The sequence below is a fragment of the Streptomyces sp. f51 genome (genome assembly GCF_037940415.1).
In the GTDB taxonomy this organism is placed as follows: Bacteria; Actinomycetota; Actinomycetes; order Streptomycetales; family Streptomycetaceae; genus Streptomyces.
The window spans coordinates 8,023,704-8,043,051 of sequence record NZ_CP149798.1 but is presented as its reverse complement, the minus strand read 5'-3'; the positions used below and the strand labels follow the sequence as shown (position 1 = coordinate 8,043,051).

The following is a 19,348-nucleotide window of genomic DNA, read 5'->3' as shown; positions in this document are numbered from 1 at the left end:
GTCCCCACGGCCAGCACGGCCGACCGAGAGAAGGCGGTACCCGGTCGTCACAACCCCCTTCTCTCCTCTACTCACTGACCAAGCTGGGAAATGGATGAGGTGGGTGTCAGTGCAGTGGCAGGGGAGATCATCGGTCCCCGGGCGCGCCTCGTGCCCACCCTCTCAGCGGTGAGCATCAGCGAGCGGGCAGCCTCAACGAAAGCAACACCGCCGTCTGTCCCCGGAAGTGGCCGGGACAGGCGATGCTGGGCGTGACGGCCTTGCAGGCGGTCGCCCTGACGTGGAGAGGCGACCGCCTGGTCCTGCCGTCGCTGACCACGACGGCAGAGAGCCACCCTCGCCGAGTCCGAAAAGCGAGAGGCGACGTGACGCCCGAATCGTCCCGCAGCCGACTACCGCCAGGGCGGTGACTCGCCCGTGGGCAGTCGCCAACGGCGAGAACCCACTCGTCTGCCCGCGGGAAGGCCGGTGCATCGTCTCGTACCTGACGTCGCGTCGTTGAGCGGATCGGCGCGCGGGATCAACGCTCTGGAGACTGTGCGCCGATCGGGGGCCCGAAGTCTGGGGATCCACTTCGGGCCCTCCCCTCTGTGCCACGTCCGCGTGGCGCCGGCGTTCTCGCTGATGCAGGCCGGCGTTGCGGCCCAACACCGACTCCCCCTCCGATGCCGGGTCGCCTCACCCCTTCCTGACCAGCAGCCGCTTCTGCTGTGTACGGAGCCCTGGGGATCTGGGGTGTCCGGCCTGGCTGGGCAAGGGGGTGCAGGAGCGGCAAGCGGGCGAGGACATCCTCCAGCAGACCCCGCAGCGCAAGGCGGGCTTGAACGTTGTTGTAAGGCGACGGAGACCCTACGGGTGGGGCTGGCCCGGCGCCGCCGGGCATGCTCGATACGTCCTGCATCGTCATGCCGTGAGCAACGAGACAGAGCCCGAAGTCCGTGTCAGCCGAACGGGTGCACGTAACCGGCCCGGTACCGACAGGACCCACCCCGGGGCCTTCCCGACACCGCCCACCCATTGCCTGGACCGCTGCCCCGGCCGGCCCTGTCCGGCGCGAGCGCGGAGGGCGGCCGCCCGACGCGCGAGGTCACCAGGCGAACCCCCGGCCCTCTTCCCTCCCCTCCCTGATCTGTGTTCTGCGCCCACCCCCACCCCCCTACACAACCACGGGGGGCAGAACAGATACGGAAGAGGGTTGTCGAGACGGCTGGTTGGGCTCGGTCAAGGCGTATGACCTGCATGAATCGCGAACGGGCGCAGGTGCCGGTAGGGGACTTGGCAGGGGAACGGTAGAGGCGCCGGTAGGGGCATCGGCTCGCTGACGCAACGTCTAGGGTGTATGGCCCGGCAGGTGCAGTTGCCAGGCCACCCGGTTCCGGTCCCGGATCACTGACCCGGGACCGGAGTCTTCCGGAGCGTGGCACCGCCCGCCGTCAGATGGGCAAGCAGCTGTCCGTCCAGGAGTCCCGCCACGCCCTCGGCCGGGGCATCTGCCACGGCAAGCGCGGCACCAGGCATACCGGGACGGAATGAAAGACCTGTTTCGCTGGGACTGGTGTTGAACGCCGTCGTGCTCTGGACGACGAAGTACATCGACGCCGCGGTGGCTCAGCTGCGTGCCGAGGGCCACGAGATCAGCGATGATGTCGCCCGCCCCTCCTCTTCGAAGTTCAAGAACCTCACGTCCTGGGCCGCTACAGCTTCACTGCCTCCACCCCGCGCCAGGGCCTGAGCCCGCTGCGCGACCCGGACGTGGTCGAGCTCGACGACGACGGGGAATGAGTGTGCGGCCGGATGCGACAGCATCCCGGCCGGCGCCGGTCAGTCTTCGAGTTCGTGGCGGACGCGTCGGGAAGGCTGGAAGGTGTAGAGGTCGAGGATGTCGGGCGGGTCGGCGAGGCCGGGGCCGCCGTTCTTGACCCAGGCGGTGATGTCGACAGCGGCGCCGGGGTCGTTGACCTGGCCGAGCCAGACCGGGCGTCCGCCTGCCTTGCGGCCTTCGGCGGAAGGCTGGATGACGATCACGTTGGCGCGCTCGCACGCGTCCAGGCAGTCGGTTCGCCGGACCATCGCGACTGTGGCCAGCTGGGTGCGCAGGTCGGTGAGCTGGGCTTCGTGGTCCAGGTGCGGCACCTTGGCCGGGATGCCGCAGCAGCAGCCACGGCAGACGGTGACGGTAGGCCGGGCCGCCCCCGAAGGGGGGGGCGGCCTTCCTGGCGCGGCGACTCACCGCGTGTCCTTCGCGGCGCGGGTCCAGGCGGCATCCCGCAGCAGACGCAGCCCGTTGAGGCCGACGATGACGGTCGAGCCCTCGTGGCCGAGCACACCGAGCGGCAGCGGCAGGTGGCCCGTCAGGTCCCAGATGACCAGGCCGGAGATGAACACCGCGGCGATGACCAGGTTCTGCACCACCAGGCGCCGGGCCGCTCGCGACAGGCTCACGACCGTGGGGACGGTGGCGAGTTCGTCGCGGACGATGACGGCGTCGGCGGTTTCCAGGGCAAGGTCGGATCCGGCGCGGCCCATGGCGATGCCGGTGTGGGCGGCCGCCAGGGCGGGGGCGTCGTTGACGCCGTCGCCGATGACCAGCACCTTGCACCCCCGGGCCTCCAAGCGCCGTACGGCTTCGACCTTGTCCTGGGGCAGGAGAGCGGCATGGACATCGTCGCCGGTGATGCCGACCTCGGCGGCCAGACGAGCGGCGGCGCGCGGGTTGTCGCCCGTCACCAGCACCGGGGGGCTGCCGGTCAGCACGGTCAGGGCGGCGACGGTCGCGGCGGCGTCGGGACGCAGCCGGTCGGCGATGCCCAGCAACCCGACCGGGGCGCCGTCGCGCAGGACCACGACGGCCGTGCGGCCGCCGTCCTCCATGCGGCCGGCCGCGGCCTCGGCGGCGCGGGCCGAGCCGGTGTCGCCGTTGCCGTCGAGGAGGCGGGCGGGTGCGCCGACCCCAACCGTGTGGCCGTCGACGGTGGCCGTGACGCCGACGCCGGGAGTGGAGGTGAAGTCCCGCATGTCGGCGATGGCCAGGCCGCGGGTGCGGGCGGCGTCGACGATCGCGCGGGCCAGGGGGTGTTCGCTGGGGTGCTCGGCGGCAGCCGCGAGTGCCAGCAGGGTGTCCTCGGTCAGGCCGGAGCCGTCCAGGGGGCGGATGTCGGTGACGCGGTGGGTGCCCTCGGTAAGGGTGCCGGTCTTGTCGAGTGCGACCGCGTCGACCTGCCCGAGGCGCTCCATGACGACGGCGGACTTCACCAGGACGCCGTGGCGTCCGGCGTTGGCGATCGCCGAGAGGAGCGACGGCATCGTCGCCAGGACCACCGCGCACGGCGAAGCCACGATCATGAAGGTCATCGCTCGCAGCAGCGAGCCGGTCAGGTCCGCGCCGAACGCAAGGGGGACCAGGAAGACGGCCAGGGTCGCGAAGACCATGCCGAGGCTGTAGCGCTGCTCGACCTTCTCGATGAACAGCTGGGTGGGCGCCTTGGTCTCGGAAGCCTCCTCGACCATGGCCACGATCCGGGCGATCACCGAATCCGAGGCGTCGCGTTCGACCTTCACCCGCAGGGCGCCGGTCCCGTTGAGGGTGCCGGCGAAAACCTCGTCCCCGGCCTCCTTCGCGACCGGCAGCGGCTCCCCGGTGATGGTGGCCTGGTCCACCTCGCTGGCCCCGGTGACGACACGGCCGTCCGCGCCGACCCGCTCGCCGGGGCGGACCAGGATAGTGTCCCCGACCACCAGGTCCCCGGTCGGGACCGTCGACTCGCTCCCGTCGTCGGCCAGCCGGGTGGCCGTGGTGGGTGCGAGGTCGAGTAGACCGCGCACCGCGTCCTGGGTGCGGGCGGTGGCCAGGGCCTCCAGGGCGCCGGAGGTGGCGAAGATGACGATCAGCAGAGCGCCGTCCATCACCTGCCCGATCGAGGCCGCGCCGATGGCGGCCAGGATCATCAGCAGGTCCACATCCAGGGTCTTCTCCCGCAGCGTCGTCAGCCCCGCCCAGGCCGGCTCCCACCCCCCGGTGACGTAGGCGGCGGCATAGAGAGGGCCCCATGCCCAGGCGGGGGCGCCGGTCAGCTGGAGCGGCAGCGCGATCAGGAACAGCACCAGCGCCGCGGCGGCCCAGCGGGCCTCGGTCAGGGCGAAGATCCGGGTCCGGCGCTTGGGCGCCGTACGCGAGGCGGCAACGGCAGCCTGTTCGGGCCGCTGTATCAGGTCGGAAGGCATGACAGAACAACCCTCTCAGGGGCGGAAGGCGGCGACACATCCACGGTACAAGAACATATGAACAGGTCTTCACATGTGACCGGTAGGATGGGCGGCATGGGTCACGGAGCCGACGACAAGAACCACGCCACCCCTCGCGAGCGCCTGGACACGGCGGGGGCCACCGACGTCGCCGCCACCCTCCAGGCCCTGGCCACCCCCTCGCGGCTGTACATCCTGGCCCGCCTCCAGGAAGGCCCCTGCGCGGTCGGCGACCTCGCCGAGGCCGTGGGCATGGAAGCCTCCGCCTGTTCCCACCAGCTCCGCCTGCTGCGCAATCTCGGGCTCGTCACCGGTGAGCGCCGGGGTCGTTCCATCGTGTACGCCCTTTACGACAACCACGTTGCCGAGCTTCTGGAACAGGCCCTCTTCCATGTCGAGCACCTACGCCTGGGCCTGCGCGACGCCCCGGCCGCCGAAGCAGTGCCGACGGCGGCACGGCGGTAGGCGGTCACGTTCGGCAGCTCTCATCTGCGAGAGTTCCGCCGTCGGTTCCCCCCGGGGTCGACGCGGCGCGCAAGACCTCTCACAAACTGGGGGTCCTTCCCCGGAGCAAGGTCGGAAACGGGCCACCGAAACGCCTCTTCCGCTCGGTGATCCGGACCCTTTTAGACGGCGCCGCGCAGCTCGACTGTCCCCTCCACGATGCACGACAGCCCAGGTCCGGCCTGCTCTACGCCGGACCCGCACGTGCCTGGGGGCAGGTGCATCCACTCATCCACCGCGGACTCAAGAACTTTCCCTCGGGCAGACCTCGGCCAACAGCTCCAGCAGATAGGCGGCAACCGAATCGGGCTCACCACGCCGCACCCAGAAGTAGACGGCAATCCGCGCCGGCACATCGACGTTATTCAGAACAAACCCATCCACCAGCCCACCTGCATCGGGGCACGGCCGTACCAGGACCTGCCGCGGCATCCCCTCCAACTCGGCCACGGCTTCAACATCATCGTGCCCCGGGCTGCCCCGGAACTGACACGCCCAGTGTTTCCGCATGCCGCCATCCTTGCCCCCCTCCCCCACGAATCCGGCCTCGGACATCCGCCGCATCGCCCAAAAGCGCCAGCATCCAGGCCTTTCCCCTCTCCGCGTGGGAAGGAGCCGACCGTTTCAGAAGGCGGCCACCCCAGCAAGGACCCGGAACCCGCGGCCCGCCGCGCCCGCCAGCATCTCCCTGACCGTGTGCGGCCAGGGCCCGCCCGCGCGTCCTGCAGTTCGGCATGCCCAGCACGCCGTCATGTGGCTGGATGGCGGTGTATTGCGCGGTGAAGGCGGTGATGGTCAGGGCGTGAAAGACCTCATGGAAGCCGAACCAGGCCGGTGACGGGTTGGGGCGCTTGAGTCCGTAGACGACGGCGCCCGCGGTGTAGAGCAGACCACCGGCGATGACAAGTGCGACGACCGCGGTGCCGCCGGTTCGCGCGAAGTCGGGCAGGTTGAAGACGGCCACCCAGCCGAGCGCGATGTAGCAGGGGGTGTACAGCCACCGGGGAGCCCCGATCCACAGGATGCGGAAGGCAATGCCAGCCAGGGCGCCAGCCCACACCAGGGCCAACAACACCCACTGCCGGTCTTCGGGGAGCAGCAGTACCGCCAGCGGGGTGTAGGTGCCGGCGACTACTACTCCCTGCGGCACACGCTGCTGACCGGACGAGTCCTGCGCTCCCAGGATCCACGCGGCCTCGAGCAGGAGGTCTGGGCCCTGCTCACCCTCTACCAAGTGCTGCGGATGGCCATGATCGACGCCGTCGAGTCGCTTCCCGGAGCCGACCCCGACCGGGCCAGCTTCACCGTCGCTCTCCACGCTGCCCGCGACCACGTCATCCGCGCCGATCACATCGTGCCGGAACGGACAAACAGTCAGGGCCTGGCGGCAGCAGTCCGGACGGCCCTCCTGCCGCCCAGACGGGCACGCACCAGCGCACGCAAAGTGAAGTCCCCGACCTCGCGCTATCCGGCGCATCCGACCAGCGGGCACCCCCTGAAAAGCCAAAATGTCACCAGCCTCACTGTTGTACTTCGAACTCAGCTGGCCTCAGCCCGACCCACGGGACACGGCGGACAACGCAACCAGGTCCTGCAGATCATTCGCACCGAACCCAGCCGGGTCTGGCACGCCCGCGACCTCGCCGCAGCTCTCGGGATCACCACCCGCTACGACAGCTTCTGCGTCCAGCTCGGCCGCTGGACCCGCGAAGGACTCCTCAACAAGGTCGCTAACGCCACCTACAACACTCACCACCGACTAGATGCCGCCCGACACTCAACCCTCCAGCCAAGAACGCTCTTGACGACGCCGGGCCAGCCTTAACTTCGTGGCATTGGTTCAACCGCATGATCGGTCAGCTCTACCAGACCAGCCAACTGTTCGACGAGCACGTCGCGTTCCCCTTCCAACTGGCCACGGCAGCTTGACGACTTGGCATCGTGAGATGTCTCAGTGGACGGCAGGCCGTCCCCGCCAACTCAGCCCTGACGACGAGGACTTCGTCATCCAGACGGCCACCACCCGCCCCCGCAAACTCGGCCAGGGGTCTGCCGCACGATCGGGTGACATCTGAACTGGCTTGCCCTGTCGGGCGGGTGGGAAGGATGTCGCTGTGCCCAAGCCTTACTGATCGTTTCAGAATGAAGCGTCGGACGGCTTTTCGTCGTCGAGCCGCTGGAGGACTTGTGTGAAGTCGCCGTCATCGAGGAGGCCGACCAGCACTTGGGTCATGCTGTCGATGCCGGGTTCCCGGACGATGAGGCCGTCGGAGCACCAGAAGTATCGGCCGCCCAGCGCCTCGCCAGTTCGGGACCACCTCGCCATGATGCGTTGGACCTCGGCTAGCGTGAACACGGTCGCGCTCCAGCGTGAGCCGTCCGCTGTCATCTGGACCTCGACGTCGACGTTGCAGACGCTGTCCAGCGGTTCGTCGGCGTTGGGCAGGAACGACGCCTCGAACCGGTCCGTTCGGACGCGGTACCAGGGTCCGTCCCATCCCTGCTCTGCGGCTTCTTCGGTTCCGGTGTTGGCCATTCGGGGAGTATGTCGAGGAGACCCGAAGGGCTCAACTGGGTTCTCTGGCATGCTTCCGGATCATGACCACGAACCTTGTCCCCGACGAGCTGTGGCATCAGATAGCCCCTCTGCTGCCAGCACGGCCCGCGCGCCGGCACCGCCATCCCGGGCGGCTCCCGGTACCCGACCGGGTCGCGCTGGCTGGCATCGTCTACGTCCTGCGCAAGGGCGTCGCTTGGCGCGACGTACCGAGTCAGGTCGTTGGTTGTTCCGGCGTGACGGCCTGGCGCAGGCTGCGGGACTGGACCGAGGCGGGCGTCTGGCCCCGCCTGCACGCTGCACTACTGACCGAACTGCGCCGAGTCGGTCTACTGGACCTGGACGACTGCGCCGTGGACGGCTCACACATCCGGGCCCTCAAAGGGGGGATCACGTTGGCCCTTCGCCCGTCGACCGTGCCAGGCCCGGCTCCAAGCACCACCTGATCGTCGACCGCCACGGCACCCCGCTGGCCGTCACGCTCACTGGAGGCAACAGGCACGACGTTACCCAGCTCCTGCCCCTGCTGGACACGGTCCCTCCGATCCGGGGGCTACGAGGACGTCCCCGCCGCAAGCCCAAGCGGCTGTACGCCGACCGGGGCTACGACTTCGACAAGTACCGGCGCATGCTGTGGAAGCGCGGAATCAAGCCCGTGATCGCCCGACGTGGCGTCGCCCACGGATCCGGTCTGGGCAAGGTGCGTTGGGTGGTGGAGCGTGCGTTTGCCTGGCTGCACCAGTTCAAGCGCCTGCGCATCCGGTACGAGCGCCGGGCGGACCTTCACCAGGGGCTGCTCGAACTCGCCTGCTCAATCATCTGCCTGCGGCGACTCTCGCGATCATTCTGAAACGATCAGTTACTGAACTGCGGCCCGGCCCCTGGGCAAGCCCCTCGCGCGTAGGCGTCGCGGCGTTCCTCCAAGGCTCCGTTGTAGAGCGAGCAGTGGTGCTTTCTGACATCCGGTCGCGACGGGTGTCACAAGCAGGGCTCCAGAGCCCAGGAAGACGGCGGCGAGGATGCCTTGCGCGATCCAAGTGCGATGGTCATGGAGTTGGTGTCAGCTGGCCGGGTCGTCGGAGATGGCCTGCTTGAAGTCGGGGCATTCGACCAGGGGGGAACGGGTGCAGACGGCGGCGTGGCGGAGACTGTCGCGCATACGGGTGAGCCGGTCGATCTCAGTGTCCAACTGCTCAGCCTTGGCCGCCAAGTGGACGCGCAGTTCGGTGTCGTCGGGGGTGGCGGTCACGAACCGGGCGATCTCGGCGAGGGTGAAACCCGCGGCACGGGCACACGCGACCAGGGACAGGCGGGCCAGCACCTCGGAGCGGAAGGTGCGGCGCAGTCCGTTGCGGCCCTCGGAGGCGATGAGGCCCCGCCGTTCGTAGTAACGCAGCGCCGACGGCGCCAGTCCGGACCGTTCGGCCACCTCGGCGATATCGAGCAGGGTCATGAAACCGCCCCTTGACTTGAACTTCGCTTCAAGTCGGAGCATAGACCCATGACTGACACGACAGCGTCACTCGGCTCCCCGCACCCGCAGGTCCAGGCCTACCTGGACCGCCTGGCCGCCGCGAACGTCGGCGAGTTGCACACCTTCACCCCTGAGCAGGCGCGGCAGGGCTGGCGTCGGCAGATCGCCCTCCTGGGCGAGCCGGAACCCATTGCGGCGGTCGAGGACCGACGGATCGTCACCAAAGCCGGTCCGATCCCGGTGCGTATCTACACTCCCAGCGGCACCGGCCCCTTCCCTGTGCTGGTGTACTTCCACGGCGGCGGTTTCGTCGTGGGCGACCTGGACACCCATGACGGCCTGTGCCGCAGCCTGGCCAACGGCGCGACCTGTGTCGTGGTCGCGGTGGAATACCCGCTGGCTCCCGAGCACAAGTTCCCCGCCGCACCCGAGGCCTGCCTCGCCGCCACGGTCTGGGTCGCCGAGCACGCGGGCGACGTCGGAGGAGACCCGGCACGGATCGCGGTTGGCGGCGACAGCGCGGGCGGGAACCTGGCGGCTGTCGTCGCACGGCTCGCACGCGACCTCGGCGGACCGGCACTGGTCTTCCAACTGCTGATCTATCCGGACGTCGACTTCCGCAGGGCCAACCACAGCATCCAGGCCTTCGCAGGGAGATTCGGCAACGTCAGCCGCACCGCCCAGCACTGGTTCATGGACAACTACCTCACCAACAAACAGGACAAGCTGGACCCCCGCGTCTCGCCGCTGCTGGCGTCCGACCTGACCGGTCTACCGCCGGCGCTGATCGTCACCGCCGAGTTCGACGCGCTGCGCGACGAGGGCGAGGAGTACGGGCGGCGCCTGGAGAAGGCGGGCGTCCCGGTGACGGTGTCCCGGTATCTGGGGATGATCCACGAGTTCGTCCGCCACCCGTTCGACGACAGCGGAAAAGCCCGGCGTGAGGCGGCCCTCGCGCTAGCGACGGTGTTCACGCGGTGACGGTAGACGGTGCCGAATCCCTCTGATCTGCTGCTCGAGGCACCCAGTTTGGCTGAGTTCGAAGGCGATCCGTCCTGCGGACCACTTGTGGGTTCGGAGCATCTGCTCGATCCGCTCCACTACCTCGCCCGGTGTGACTGTGGGTTGGCGGTGGGGCGTGGAGGACCGGTCGTGCAGGCCGAGCTCACCATGACAACGTACCGGTTGACCCACTTGAACGCGCATGCCCTGGAGATGCCCATCTCCGCGGCAACGTGGGCAATCGGACGTGACTGGCATCGCTCGACGAGTCGCCTGCACCCCTCAATGGAGAGCGGCACGTTGGCAGGGGTGCCCATCAGACGGCGGCGAGGTTGTTGAGCAGGTGGCCAAGCTCTGCCGGCGCCTGAATGTGGGCCAGGTGGCCCTGGCCGGGGAGATTGTGGACTCCGGCGTGAGCGACATGCTGCCGCACGTGGTCGAACGACGTTCCGTAGGGGGCCGTTCCGCGGTTGCACTGGCCGATGATCAGGTCGACTTGATCGGCCTGTCCATCACATCCGGAGGCAGCGTAGCGTTGAGCGCGCCGAGTTCGGCGTACAGCGGTCCGCTCAAGCAGCGCAAGATCGCCCAACCGTGCTGATCGGCCCGGAGATCCTCGACATGCGCAGCGGAGAAGCCAGAGATCTGCCGATTGACGATCTCGACGCAGCGGTCCCAGTCCGCCGTCTCTGCTGCGACCTTCAGGTCCGGCAATGCATGGCGTCCGAATGGCTGCATCACCGGCTCGTAGGCGATCACTTGGGGAATCGGGCGATCGTTGGCGGTCAGTGCGTCAGCAGACAGGGGCCGGGGGCGTATTTGCGGGCATTGGTCACCAGCTCACTCACCACCAGCTGCACCATGCCCATCGCACGCGCCGACACCGGCAGCCCATGCACAGCCTGAAGCGACGTAAGGAAGTCACGGGCCATGTCACGGGCCTCGGCTATCTCGGCACTGCCCTCGAACGCGGCGGAGACGGCTATCGGAGCATTCCTGAGCGGCCCCGGGCCCTCATTTTGGGCAGCAGGATCCACGGATTCGCCTCACTTCCGAAGCACAGGGACTTACCCACCTCAGCTACCCCAAAGCCCCAACTCCATCCAGGCAAGATCGCCGCACATCCGGCAGGCGCGAGATATCAGCCCAAACCGACTACAGAAACAGTCGATGCTGCGGAGCCTGCGTACCGCGTCGACCCACTGCGTGGATCAGAGAACCGAGACGCCGGACTCGATACACGAGCCGGGGCCGCGCAGCTGCTGCGCGGCCCCGACCCGCGCCTCCGGCATCCTGCCGACGCGCCGGACAAGTACAGACGTCCGTTGGCCATGTCGGGCGGTACAGGTTGCCGGGCAGCCGAGCGCGATACCCGCTGGCGGGTACCGTCAGGCGGGGCTGATGTTCTCGGCCTGCGGGCCCTTCTGGCCCTGGGTGACGTCGAACGTCACGATCTGGCCCTCCTGGAGCTCACGGAAGCCCGAGGAGTTGATCGCGGAGTAGTGCGCGAAGACATCCGGGCCGCCGCCGTCCTGGGCGATGAAGCCGAAGCCCTTCTCCGCGTTGAACCACTTCACAGTTCCCGTAGCCATGTCTCATGCCTTCCAGTCGATGAACGCCTCCCACCGAATGGGGAAGGCGGAGGTGATCGCCCTGGTTCCTGCGGCACAGCACAGCAAAACGCCCACACCAAAGGCGTGGGCAAAGGGAAATTCCGAACCACGACAGCTGACGCAAACGCTACACGCCCGCACGCCCCGTCACCAGAGGAAATGATCACGCCGCACCCCAAGACCCCGAGACCCAGAGCGGGTATATGGTGCCCGCCGGTGCGGCGGGCACATTTACCTCACGCTGCAGCCGCTGGATCGGACAATTCGGCGGTGAGCCGGTGTTCGGCGTTGATGCGCTGTGCTTCTTCGAGCTGGTCTTCGAGGATGACGATGCGGCAGGCGGCCTCGATGGGGGTGCCCTGGTCGACGAGTTCGCGGGCGCGGGCGGCGATGCGCAGCTGGTAGCGGGAGTAGCGGCGGTGTCCGCCCGCGGAGCGCAGCGGAGTGATCAGGCGAGCTTCACCGATCGCGCGCAAGAAGCCCTGCGTGGTGCCGAGCACCTCGGCGGCCCGGCCCATCGTGAAGGCGGGGTAGTCGTCGTCATCGAGACGGCCGAACGAGTCGTCTGCTGTCACTTGCACCTCTCGTGGAACGCGTGGAGGGGCCCTGGCGTTGTTGCCGCCAGGGCCCCGAAGGAACTGCTACACCATCTGCCGGCCCTGATACTGCACCGGCCTTCTCTTTCCGCACCAGCTCGAGGGGGACGAGAGCCCGTGCGGGGATCGCGGTTGCTCGACCGGAGACCACCTCACTATCGATGTCCTGCGGTACCCGGGCTCAGCCATTCCGCCCAGGCGATCCTGATGGCGCTCGGCTCCTCCGTTCTTTCCCTCTGGGATCAACTCACTGCTGGTAATGCTCTACCGCGTACTGCTGGTGATACGACCTGCTCGGTGACCTGAGGAAGCGCCACTCTTCGGCAGCCAGCCCCGTCGCCCGTCCTGCATCTGCTCTGGCTTGGAACCCCACTGCCGAACCTCCCGGTACGCGCGCCCGCAGCCGACGCCTTCACCGAGGAACTGCTCACTGACTTCACTGCCGGGTACTGCGAACTGCACTTACCGAACTGCGGTCCTGCTCACGGCGGCCCCTGATCACTGCGGGCCACCCGGTCCGGTCGTCAGCCCCGTCGCCGACCTGCAACAACCCTGGCTTCGAAACTCCACCACCGCACCGTCCTGCGCACTGCAACTGCATGTACTGCTCCCGGCAGTTCGTGTCTGCCGGGCCCTGCTGTCCCTCTGGGCTACGAGAGAAACCATAGCCAGGCGATCTCCCAATGTCTACTCCAGCCAACATAGATTTCTGCGTGGTCGAGGATGAGGTAATCGACCCCGAACAGCGGTGGGGGTTGGGAGTGGATCCGGGTGAACGGGCCGCAGTCCGGGCACAAGCCCCGGGCAGGCAGGGCCGGGCACGGGCGATCCAGAGAGCAGGGGGACCTGATGGACACGATGACGTGCATCTGGCCGCGCCATGCGGTGATGCGTCCGCCCTGGGACGTGTTCTCGTTCACCTTGACCCAGATGATCTCCCGCTGGGCGGCAGCAAGGGCGGTGCCGCCCTCGTAGGTGGAGGCGAACGGGTACTCGTCACACGAGGTGCGGCCGGCGCGCCGCATGTCCGCGGGTGCGGTCCGCGGGCGCGGCCCGGTTGCGGGTCTGTGCGCGCCCCCCGCCGCTGCGCCATCTTGGGTGGCGGCGGGGGCGTTCTCGTCGGCTACCCGACCGATTTAGCTCCAGCCGCCGAACAGTCCGCCGCTGAGCTGTGCGGAGCAGATGTTGTAGCCGCCGACGGCGTGCCCCGTCTTGGTCTTGCCGTCCACTGTCACCGAGCAGTGAATGTCACCGCCGCCTGACAGTTGCGCGTTGACGCTGTAGTACATGGCGTCGTCCTTCAGCGGGAGGGTCTTCGTCATCGGCAACCCCCGACCCTCGAGGTTGTCGGTGTCGCTGCCGTAGGTGATGTCCACGCCGGCCGGGGCGCTGCCCCACACCTTGAACACGACCTTGTTCTTGGGGGTGGCTGACTCCGTCTTCTTCGGCTTCGGCTTCGCTGCCGTCTTCGCCTTCACGGTCTTCGTCACGGTGACGGTCGGCTGCGGTTCTGCCTTCTTGAGCGTTCCAGTCTTCGCCGTGGCGGTCTTCGTGACGGTAACGGTCGGCTGCGGCTTCGCACCCGTCTTCTCGGTGCCGTCGTCAGAGGAACCGATTCCAACTCCGAGGAACAGGATCAGGATTGCGGCAGGGATGAGGATCTGCTTGCGGGCCCACTTCGGCGCTGGCGGCGGTGTCGGCGGCTGCCCGACGGGCGCGTGCCCCGGGAAGGGCGGCGGGGCGGGTGGTGACTGGCTATCTGACATGCATCCCTCACAGGTGGTTCAGTGCGCCTGACGGTAAGCAGTGAGGCAGCTGTGAGGGAATGGCGTGAAGGAGAAGTGATCAAACTGTGACGAGAAGATGAACATTGAACAATCATGTCCACGTTCCTTGGCGCACCGGCAATGGGCAGCGGAGGCGGCTTCACGGTGCAGCTGCTAGCCCACCCCCGCAGAACCGGGGGACGCCCCGGGGACTGCCACCTTGTACGGACGATCCAGGGGAAGCCTTCTTCGCGGCAGGTGACCACCAGCCGTATCGGCTTGCTCAGCCCTGGTCGTAGTGTCCGGACGACGGCATCCGCCAACTGACAACCCCGCAGGTCCGCGCACTCGGCCTTAACGGCGCGGAAGCGGAGGTGACGTTCCGTGCGTTGAGCATTAGCGTGGCGACCAGCCGGTCCACGAAGACCAGCTGATGGCGGGCCCCGGCACCTGGTGCACGCTTCCTCGCCCCGCCCCTCGCCTGGAACCGACGCCCCTCAAGCCCGACCACCCACGGTCTTGCCAACTCCCCGACCAAGGACGACAGATGGGCTGTCGAGACTCCCGTGAACAACGGATGCGTCAATACCGAACGGTCAGCCATACCCCTCACCAGCAGAGCATGCCCATCCGCTATCACGCACCAACTCGTAAAGGGCCAGAGGCCAACAGGTTGGCACCCGGGACGGCAGTGATCGCTGGCGTGCACGCGCCCTGTCCGGGTCGGCGGAGGCCGGCTCGGTGACGGATTTTCGCCGCCTCCGGGTGGTGGCCCTGACCGGACGGCGCCGTCCGGTCAGGGCTGTGCCAGGGCGGTTCGCAGAGCGTCGAGGGCGGCAGTGCGGAAAGCGGTCATTGAAGGTGCTTTGCCGTCAAGCAAGGCATCAGCACCGTGGTACATGCCTGATTCGAGCCGCAGCTCGCAGGCGACGCCGGCCCCACTCAGGCGTCGAGCGTAGTCAACATCTTCGTCGTGGAACAGGTCGATGTCGCCCACACCGATCCACGCGGGCGGCAGCCCGTCGAGGTTCCTACGCCTTGCCGCCGCAATATAGGGGCGATCGTCGCGGTCCTGTGGCGGGCGGCCGAGGTAGGAGGTCCAGGCGAAGCGGTTGGAGTCCGGGGTCCACGTATAGATGGCGCTGTTGGGAGGGGCGGCGCGTAGAGCCGTGCGGTCGTCGAGCATGGGGTAGAGGAGGAGTTGGAACCGGACCGGCACTCCTGAATCGTGGGCGCGCTGGACTATGGCGGCGGCGAGTCCGCCTCCGGCGCTTTCGCCGCCGACGGCGATGCGGGCGGGATCGACGCCGAGGTCGGCGGCGCTGGCGTGAAGCCAGCGGAGCGCACTGAAGCAGTCGTCCAGAGGTGCGGGGTACGGATTTTCGGGTGCGAGTCGGTAGTCGACGCTGACGACCAGAACGCCGAGTTCGTCGGCAACGCGGCTGCACCAGGTGTTCTCCTGCCGAGCGGCACCCATGACGATTCCTCCGCCGTGGATCCAGAGCAGCGCTGCGCGCGGCGCCCGGCCTGATGCCTGGTAGGTGAGCACCTCGACGGGGAGGTCGTCCGTCGTGGCCGGCAGGGTGCGCCGCTCGACGCGGACGCCGGGTCTGGAGGCGGCTCCCGCCAAGGGCACGACGCGGCGGGCGATGGCCAGAGTGACCGGGTTGCCGAAGTTCAGCGGGAGGAAGAGCACGGGGTGCCGCAGCTCGCGGGGGACTGCCGCCAGAGCGCGGCGACGTGCGCTGATCGCCGCGGCAGCGCCGAGGGTCGCTGCGGCGCCCAGGCCGCTGAGGACGCGTCGGAGTGTCATGTACTGCGCACCTTTCGTTCGGGTGGTCGCGGTTCTCGGCTTCAAGGGTGGTGCCTTGCCGGTCGGCCGCACCTTCCAGGTCGAGGCAGTGTTGCCAGCAGATCTCGTGAGCCTCGTCGCCAGGAGGCCGAACATCCGCAGCAGTCCTCGGTGCCCTGGTCGGTCGCTTCTGCATGGTCGTGTTCGGGGGTTGTCGTGCAGGGGTCGCCCAAGGCGGATTGCCGCGCCCGCGACGAGGGCTTCCGCTTGACACGACCCCCTTATCGGTAACAGTGTAGCCATTATGCGTATCTGGTCTGAGCCCCAGCCCGACTCGCGGTTCGTCGAGGTGGACGGCCTGCGGATCCACTACAAGCGCGCCGGGCACGGCCCGGTGCTCGTGCTGCTGCACGGCAGTGCCTCGTCCCTGCAGCACTTCGACCGCGTGACGGACCTGCTGTCGGAGTCGTTCGACGTCATCCGCCCCGACCTGCCGGGGTTCGGGCTGACCGGCCCGCGCAAGGACCGCGACTATCGCATCCCGGCGTACGCCGCGACGGTGGCGGGCTTCATGGAGGCGCTGGGCGTGCCGCGCTACGCGTTGGCCGGCAATTCCCTGGGCGGCAACATCGCCTGGAACGTTGCGCTGGATCATCCGGAGCGGCTAGCCGGCCTGGTGCTGGTCAATGCCACCGGCTACCCGGAGAAGACGGTGCCAGCGGGGATGCGCCTGACTCGCAACCCGCTGGTGCGGCCCCTGCTGAGGCGGGTGATGCCGCGCGGGGCCATCGAGCGCAGCCTGCGGGAGGCCGTCGGGCCGCGTTCGCAGATCGTGGACGACGTCATGGTGGACCGCGCCTATCAGCTCATGAGCCGCACCGGTAACCGGTCGGCCTTCGTCGACTTCTGCAACACCGGCCAGCCGGATCGAAGCGCGCAGATCCCCCGCATCACGGTGCCCTCGCTGGTGCTGCGCAGCGCGAGCATCGACGGCCAGCACTTCGCCCGCGACATCCCCGGTGCCCAGGAGCTGGTCCACCCCCACGGCGGACATCTGCTGCCGGAGGAGGAGCCGCAGTGGGTCGCGGACGCGATCGCGAGGTTCCTCGGCTCCCGCGCCGGCACCCCCGCGCACTGAGGGCAAGGAGGCCCGTTCCATGAAGTACTTCGTCGCCTCGGGCGAGGACCCCAAGCTCACCGCCGACGCGCGCAGGGTGCTGGGCGGCAGTTACGTCGAGCTGTCCGACGGCGTCACCCACTACGAGTTGACGGGGCCCGAGGACGGGGATGTGGTCCTGATGGCGGGCGGTCTGACCATCCCGCTGTCCTACTGGGACGGCCTCGTCAGCGAGCTGCACGCCCGCGGGCTGCGCACTCTGACCTGCAGCGCCTACGGCCGCGGTTACTCGGACCGGGTGCGGGCGCGCTACGACGAGACGCTGTTCACGCGGCAGCTGGCCGAGCTGACGGACCGGCTTGGCCTGACGGCGCGGCCCCTGCACCTGGTCGGCACCTCCATGGGCGCGCTCGTCGCCATGACGTACGCGGCCCGGTACCGCTCGTCGGTGTCCACGCTCACCATCGTCGGCCCCGCCGGTCTCGCGAAACCGCGGTTGGCCTCCCCCGATCGGCTGTTGCGCAGCGACCTGCTGGCCGGAGTGGTCGCCCGCCGTCGCGGCCTTCAGCTGCTCCAGGGGCACCTCGGGCACAATGTCCGGGACCCTGAGCTCGGCGCGAAGTTGACCGAGATGGTCCTCGGCACCCTCCGCTTCGAGGGCTCGCTGTACGCGGTCTTCGACACCCTGCAGCACTTGCCTCTCGCCGGCCGTGGCGATCTCTTCCGGCGGACGGGGGCGCTGGGCATTCCGACGCTGCTGCTGTGGGGCGACGAGGACACCGTCACGCCGCCGGTGCACTTCGACGCGGCGCGCGCCCTGCTGAAGCCCCAGAAACATCACGTCATTACCAAGTGCGGGCACATGGCCCCGTTCGAACGGCCTCGCGACGTCGCCGATCAGCTCGTCTCGTTCGTGTCCGCACGCACCGAAAGGCTCGACTCATGAACAACCCGCAGACCGTCGACGTATTGATCGTCGGTGCCGGCCCCTCGGGCTCCGCCTTGGCGATCGACCTCGTACGCCGCGGACTCGACGTCCGGATCGTTGACAGGTCCCCTCACGCTTTCGACGGCTCGCGCGCCAAGGGCATCCAGCCCCGCAGCCTCGAGGTCCTCGAAGATCTCGGCGCTCTCGACGACGTGCTGGCCGGGGGGGACATCTATCCCAAGCTCGGGCTTCATGCAGGACCCATCGGTGTGCCGTGGAAGATGTTCCCCCACAAGGAGGCGACCCCGGATGTCCCGTACCCGAACACCTGGTTGATCCCGCAGTTCCGCACGGACCGCGCCCTGCACGTCCGGCTCGGTGAGCTCGGCCGCGAGGTCGAGTTCGGCAAGGAACTGACCGAGCTGACGCAGGACGAGGACACGGTGGTCGCCACGGTGGTGGGGGCGGACGGGGTCGAGGAGATCGTCGCCCGCTATGCCGTGGGGGCGGACGGTGGCTCCAGTGCGGTGCGCAAGCAGCTCGACATCGGTTTCGTGGGGACGACGGACGAGGCCGACCGCGTGCTGATCGTGGATGCCTCCGTCAGTGGCCTGGCTCGCAACCGGTGGCACATGTGGCCCGGCCTCGGCGGCAAGCTCATCGGTGCCTGCCCCATCCCCGACAGCGACATGTTCCAGTGGATGATCCGGCTCACGTCCGACGAGAAGCCGCCCCAGGAGATCGGCGCCATCATCGACCGGATCCATTCCCACACCCGCAACCGGCACATCCAGCTGCACGAGATCCACTGGAAGTCCGTGTTCCGGCCCAACATCCGTCTCGCGGAGCACTACGGCCGCGGACGTGTCTTCCTCGTCGGCGACGCCGCGCACGTCCACACTCCGGCCGGTGCCCAGGGCTTGAACACCGGTATGCAGGACGGGTACAACCTCGGCTGGAAGCTCGGCCAGGTCCTCGCCGGAGCCGATCCGGCCCTGCTGGGCACCTACGAGGCCGAGCGGCAGCCGATCGCCGCCGGGGTCCTGGGACTGTCCACGGAGAAGTGGGGCGGCATCGCCAAGCTCGACCCCTCCAGCATGAAGCGCGGCAAGGACGAGCAGCAGCTCGCCCTGACCTACTTCGGCGGCCCGCTCGCCCCCGCCGACAACATGCGCACCGGCACCCTGCGCGTAGGCGACCGCGCCCCGGACGCCCGACTGCTCGGCGCCGCCGAGACCCGCCTGTTCGCCCTCTTCCAGGGACCGCACTTCACCGCCATCGCATACGGCCCCGACGCCGCCCGGGACCTCGAACTCCTCGACTGGCCGACGACGGGCGCCCCACTGAAGCGGCTGACCGTCGGGCCGGCTGCGGGCGACGGCCGCGCCTTCTCCGACCTCGAGAACACGCTGCGCAGTGCCTACGGCCTGACCGGCGACACGCTGCTGCTGATCCGCCCCGACGGCTACATCGGGCACATCGCCACTCGGGACTTCCTCACCACCACACAGGCAGCCGTGTGGGCGATGACGCCGCAGACAAGGAGCCGCACCATGTCCCAGCTGTCCCAGCCGAGCCACGCCTACCCCGGTTCGGGGGTCCCTGAATGAGCCGCACACTGCTGCGCGGGGCACAGGTCATCACGATGACGCCGGACCGGGGGGACGCCGAGCACGTCGGCATCCCCGTCGACAGCGAGACCATCGCAGCCCTCGGCGAAGTTACCGAGGCGCCCAGGCTCCGGGCCCGATGCGGGG

The 19,348-nt window shown here is 68.6% G+C and carries 19 protein-coding genes and 4 pseudogenes; 8 read left to right on the top strand and 15 right to left on the bottom strand.

The genetic code is table 11. From position 1 onward, the window contains the following. Window positions 1-1,555: 1,555 nt before the first annotated feature. The gene (locus WJM95_RS35110; protein ID WP_339135192.1) at window positions 1,556-1,732 is read left to right on the top strand and encodes a hypothetical protein; all 177 of its coding nucleotides are present in this window, start codon (window positions 1,556-1,558) and stop codon (window positions 1,730-1,732) included. 89 nt (window positions 1,733-1,821) lie between these two features. Here the strand turns inward: WJM95_RS35110 and WJM95_RS35105 are convergent, their stop codons facing one another. Then, the gene (locus WJM95_RS35105) at window positions 1,822-2,145 is read right to left on the bottom strand and encodes a (2Fe-2S) ferredoxin domain-containing protein (RefSeq protein WP_339136040.1); all 324 of its coding nucleotides are present in this window, start codon (window positions 2,143-2,145) and stop codon (window positions 1,822-1,824) included. An 81-nt stretch (window positions 2,146-2,226) separates the two neighbouring features. After that, window positions 2,227-4,221, bottom strand: a complete 1,995-nt coding sequence (locus WJM95_RS35100; protein ID WP_339135190.1) for a heavy metal translocating P-type ATPase — start codon at window positions 4,219-4,221, stop codon at window positions 2,227-2,229. Window positions 4,222-4,317: 96 nt separating this feature from the next. Here WJM95_RS35100 and WJM95_RS35095 point away from each other — a divergent pair, with 96 nt between their 5' ends. Continuing rightward, window positions 4,318-4,707 (top strand): metalloregulator ArsR/SmtB family transcription factor, encoded by a 390-nt coding sequence (locus WJM95_RS35095; protein ID WP_339135188.1) that lies wholly within the window; start codon window positions 4,318-4,320, stop codon window positions 4,705-4,707. Between the two features lie 282 nt (window positions 4,708-4,989). Here WJM95_RS35095 and WJM95_RS35090 read toward each other — a convergent pair whose 3' ends face one another. After that, the gene (locus tag WJM95_RS35090) at window positions 4,990-5,196 is read right to left on the bottom strand and encodes a hypothetical protein (RefSeq protein ID WP_339135186.1); all 207 of its coding nucleotides are present in this window, start codon (window positions 5,194-5,196) and stop codon (window positions 4,990-4,992) included. A gap of 310 nt (window positions 5,197-5,506) precedes the next feature. Further along, a pseudogene (locus WJM95_RS35085) lies at window positions 5,507-5,884 on the bottom strand (hemolysin III family protein); the annotation flags it as partial. 105 nt (window positions 5,885-5,989) lie between these two features. On the opposite strand from WJM95_RS35085, the gene WJM95_RS35080 reads away from it, so the two are divergent. Next, window positions 5,990-6,571, top strand: a complete 582-nt coding sequence (locus tag WJM95_RS35080) for a hypothetical protein (protein ID WP_339135184.1) — start codon at window positions 5,990-5,992, stop codon at window positions 6,569-6,571. Window positions 6,572-6,883: 312 nt separating this feature from the next. Here the strand turns inward: WJM95_RS35080 and WJM95_RS35075 are convergent, their stop codons facing one another. Continuing rightward, entirely contained in the window at window positions 6,884-7,282 is a 399-nt protein-coding gene (locus tag WJM95_RS35075) for a hypothetical protein (protein WP_339135182.1), read from the bottom strand. A gap of 62 nt (window positions 7,283-7,344) precedes the next feature. Between WJM95_RS35075 and WJM95_RS35070 the strand changes: the two genes are divergently transcribed. After that, window positions 7,345-8,153 (top strand): IS5 family transposase gene (locus tag WJM95_RS35070; RefSeq protein ID WP_339135180.1). Its coding sequence is split into 2 segments (ribosomal slippage): window positions 7,345-7,684 and window positions 7,684-8,153, totalling 810 coding nucleotides; the frame shifts between segments, so codons are not numbered across the junction. Between the two features lie 210 nt (window positions 8,154-8,363). On the opposite strand, the gene WJM95_RS35065 is transcribed toward WJM95_RS35070, so the two are convergent. Further along, complete coding sequence (locus tag WJM95_RS35065; RefSeq protein ID WP_339135178.1) at window positions 8,364-8,756, bottom strand: MerR family transcriptional regulator; 393 nt, start codon at window positions 8,754-8,756, stop codon at window positions 8,364-8,366. 48 nt (window positions 8,757-8,804) lie between these two features. Between WJM95_RS35065 and WJM95_RS35060 the strand changes: the two genes are divergently transcribed. Next, the gene (locus WJM95_RS35060; protein WP_339135176.1) at window positions 8,805-9,758 is read left to right on the top strand and encodes an alpha/beta hydrolase; all 954 of its coding nucleotides are present in this window, start codon (window positions 8,805-8,807) and stop codon (window positions 9,756-9,758) included. Window positions 9,759-9,809: 51 nt separating this feature from the next. Here WJM95_RS35060 and WJM95_RS35055 read toward each other — a convergent pair. From WJM95_RS35055 to WJM95_RS35015, 9 genes and pseudogenes are all read right to left on the bottom strand, one after another. Further along, window positions 9,810-10,096, bottom strand: a pseudogene (locus WJM95_RS35055) (leucine zipper domain-containing protein); the annotation flags it as partial. A 169-nt stretch (window positions 10,097-10,265) separates the two neighbouring features. Continuing rightward, window positions 10,266-10,538 carry a hypothetical protein gene (locus tag WJM95_RS35050; RefSeq protein ID WP_339135174.1) on the bottom strand — a complete coding sequence of 91 codons (273 nt, stop codon included), beginning with the start codon at window positions 10,536-10,538 and terminating at the stop codon, window positions 10,266-10,268. Between the two features lie 35 nt (window positions 10,539-10,573). Continuing rightward, a pseudogene (locus tag WJM95_RS35045) lies at window positions 10,574-10,711 on the bottom strand (ATP-binding protein); the annotation flags it as partial. A 456-nt stretch (window positions 10,712-11,167) separates the two neighbouring features. Continuing rightward, window positions 11,168-11,371 carry a cold-shock protein gene (locus WJM95_RS35040; RefSeq protein WP_329556469.1) on the bottom strand — a complete coding sequence of 68 codons (204 nt, stop codon included), beginning with the start codon at window positions 11,369-11,371 and terminating at the stop codon, window positions 11,168-11,170. A 257-nt stretch (window positions 11,372-11,628) separates the two neighbouring features. Next, window positions 11,629-11,967 carry a MerR family transcriptional regulator gene (locus WJM95_RS35035; protein WP_339135168.1) on the bottom strand — a complete coding sequence of 113 codons (339 nt, stop codon included), beginning with the start codon at window positions 11,965-11,967 and terminating at the stop codon, window positions 11,629-11,631. Between the two features lie 671 nt (window positions 11,968-12,638). After that, a complete protein-coding gene (locus tag WJM95_RS35030) occupies window positions 12,639-13,013 on the bottom strand; it encodes a NucA/NucB deoxyribonuclease domain-containing protein (RefSeq protein ID WP_339135166.1) in 375 nt (124 codons plus the stop codon). 111 nt (window positions 13,014-13,124) lie between these two features. Beyond that, window positions 13,125-13,754, bottom strand: a complete 630-nt coding sequence (locus tag WJM95_RS35025) for an MmpS family transport accessory protein (RefSeq protein ID WP_339135164.1) — start codon at window positions 13,752-13,754, stop codon at window positions 13,125-13,127. A gap of 394 nt (window positions 13,755-14,148) precedes the next feature. Further along, window positions 14,149-14,358: pseudogene (locus WJM95_RS35020) on the bottom strand (IS5/IS1182 family transposase); the annotation flags it as partial. A 192-nt stretch (window positions 14,359-14,550) separates the two neighbouring features. Further along, entirely contained in the window at window positions 14,551-15,567 is a 1,017-nt protein-coding gene (locus WJM95_RS35015; protein ID WP_339135162.1) for an alpha/beta hydrolase, read from the bottom strand. Between the two features lie 283 nt (window positions 15,568-15,850). Between WJM95_RS35015 and WJM95_RS35010 the strand changes: the two genes are divergently transcribed. From WJM95_RS35010 to WJM95_RS35000, 3 genes are read left to right on the top strand one after another with little or no spacing between them, the layout of a single operon-like run. Next, window positions 15,851-16,684, top strand: a complete 834-nt coding sequence (locus tag WJM95_RS35010) for an alpha/beta hydrolase (protein ID WP_339135160.1) — start codon at window positions 15,851-15,853, stop codon at window positions 16,682-16,684. 19 nt (window positions 16,685-16,703) lie between these two features. Next, a complete protein-coding gene (locus WJM95_RS35005; protein WP_339135158.1) occupies window positions 16,704-17,609 on the top strand; it encodes an alpha/beta hydrolase in 906 nt (301 codons plus the stop codon). Next, window positions 17,606-19,201 carry an FAD-dependent oxidoreductase gene (locus WJM95_RS35000; protein WP_339135156.1) on the top strand — a complete coding sequence of 532 codons (1,596 nt, stop codon included), beginning with the start codon at window positions 17,606-17,608 and terminating at the stop codon, window positions 19,199-19,201. Before WJM95_RS35005 ends, WJM95_RS35000 begins: the two co-directional genes overlap by 4 nt. The last annotated feature ends 147 nt before the right edge of the window (window positions 19,202-19,348 follow it).

Bases quoted from the DNA above. Each gene is read 5' to 3' on its own strand.
- WJM95_RS35100 (WP_339135190.1), bottom strand. From the start codon at position 4,221: ATGCCTTCCGACCTGATACAGCGGCCCGAACAGGCTGCCGTTGCCGCC.
- WJM95_RS35030 (WP_339135166.1), bottom strand. From the start codon at position 13,013: ATGCGGCGCGCCGGCCGCACCTCGTGTGACGAGTACCCGTTCGCCTCC.
- WJM95_RS35040 (WP_329556469.1), bottom strand. From the start codon at position 11,371: ATGGCTACGGGAACTGTGAAGTGGTTCAACGCGGAGAAGGGCTTCGGC.
- WJM95_RS35095 (WP_339135188.1), top strand. From the start codon at position 4,318: ATGGGTCACGGAGCCGACGACAAGAACCACGCCACCCCTCGCGAGCGC.
- WJM95_RS35075 (WP_339135182.1), bottom strand. From the start codon at position 7,282: ATGGCCAACACCGGAACCGAAGAAGCCGCAGAGCAGGGATGGGACGGA.
- WJM95_RS35065 (WP_339135178.1), bottom strand. From the start codon at position 8,756: ATGACCCTGCTCGATATCGCCGAGGTGGCCGAACGGTCCGGACTGGCG.
- WJM95_RS35005 (WP_339135158.1), top strand. From the start codon at position 16,704: ATGAAGTACTTCGTCGCCTCGGGCGAGGACCCCAAGCTCACCGCCGAC.
- WJM95_RS35060 (WP_339135176.1), top strand. From the start codon at position 8,805: ATGACTGACACGACAGCGTCACTCGGCTCCCCGCACCCGCAGGTCCAG.
- WJM95_RS35000 (WP_339135156.1), top strand. From the start codon at position 17,606: ATGAACAACCCGCAGACCGTCGACGTATTGATCGTCGGTGCCGGCCCC.
- WJM95_RS35010 (WP_339135160.1), top strand. From the start codon at position 15,851: ATGCGTATCTGGTCTGAGCCCCAGCCCGACTCGCGGTTCGTCGAGGTG.
- WJM95_RS35080 (WP_339135184.1), top strand. From the start codon at position 5,990: ATGGCCATGATCGACGCCGTCGAGTCGCTTCCCGGAGCCGACCCCGAC.
- WJM95_RS35025 (WP_339135164.1), bottom strand. From the start codon at position 13,754: ATGTCAGATAGCCAGTCACCACCCGCCCCGCCGCCCTTCCCGGGGCAC.
- WJM95_RS35015 (WP_339135162.1), bottom strand. From the start codon at position 15,567: ATGACACTCCGACGCGTCCTCAGCGGCCTGGGCGCCGCAGCGACCCTC.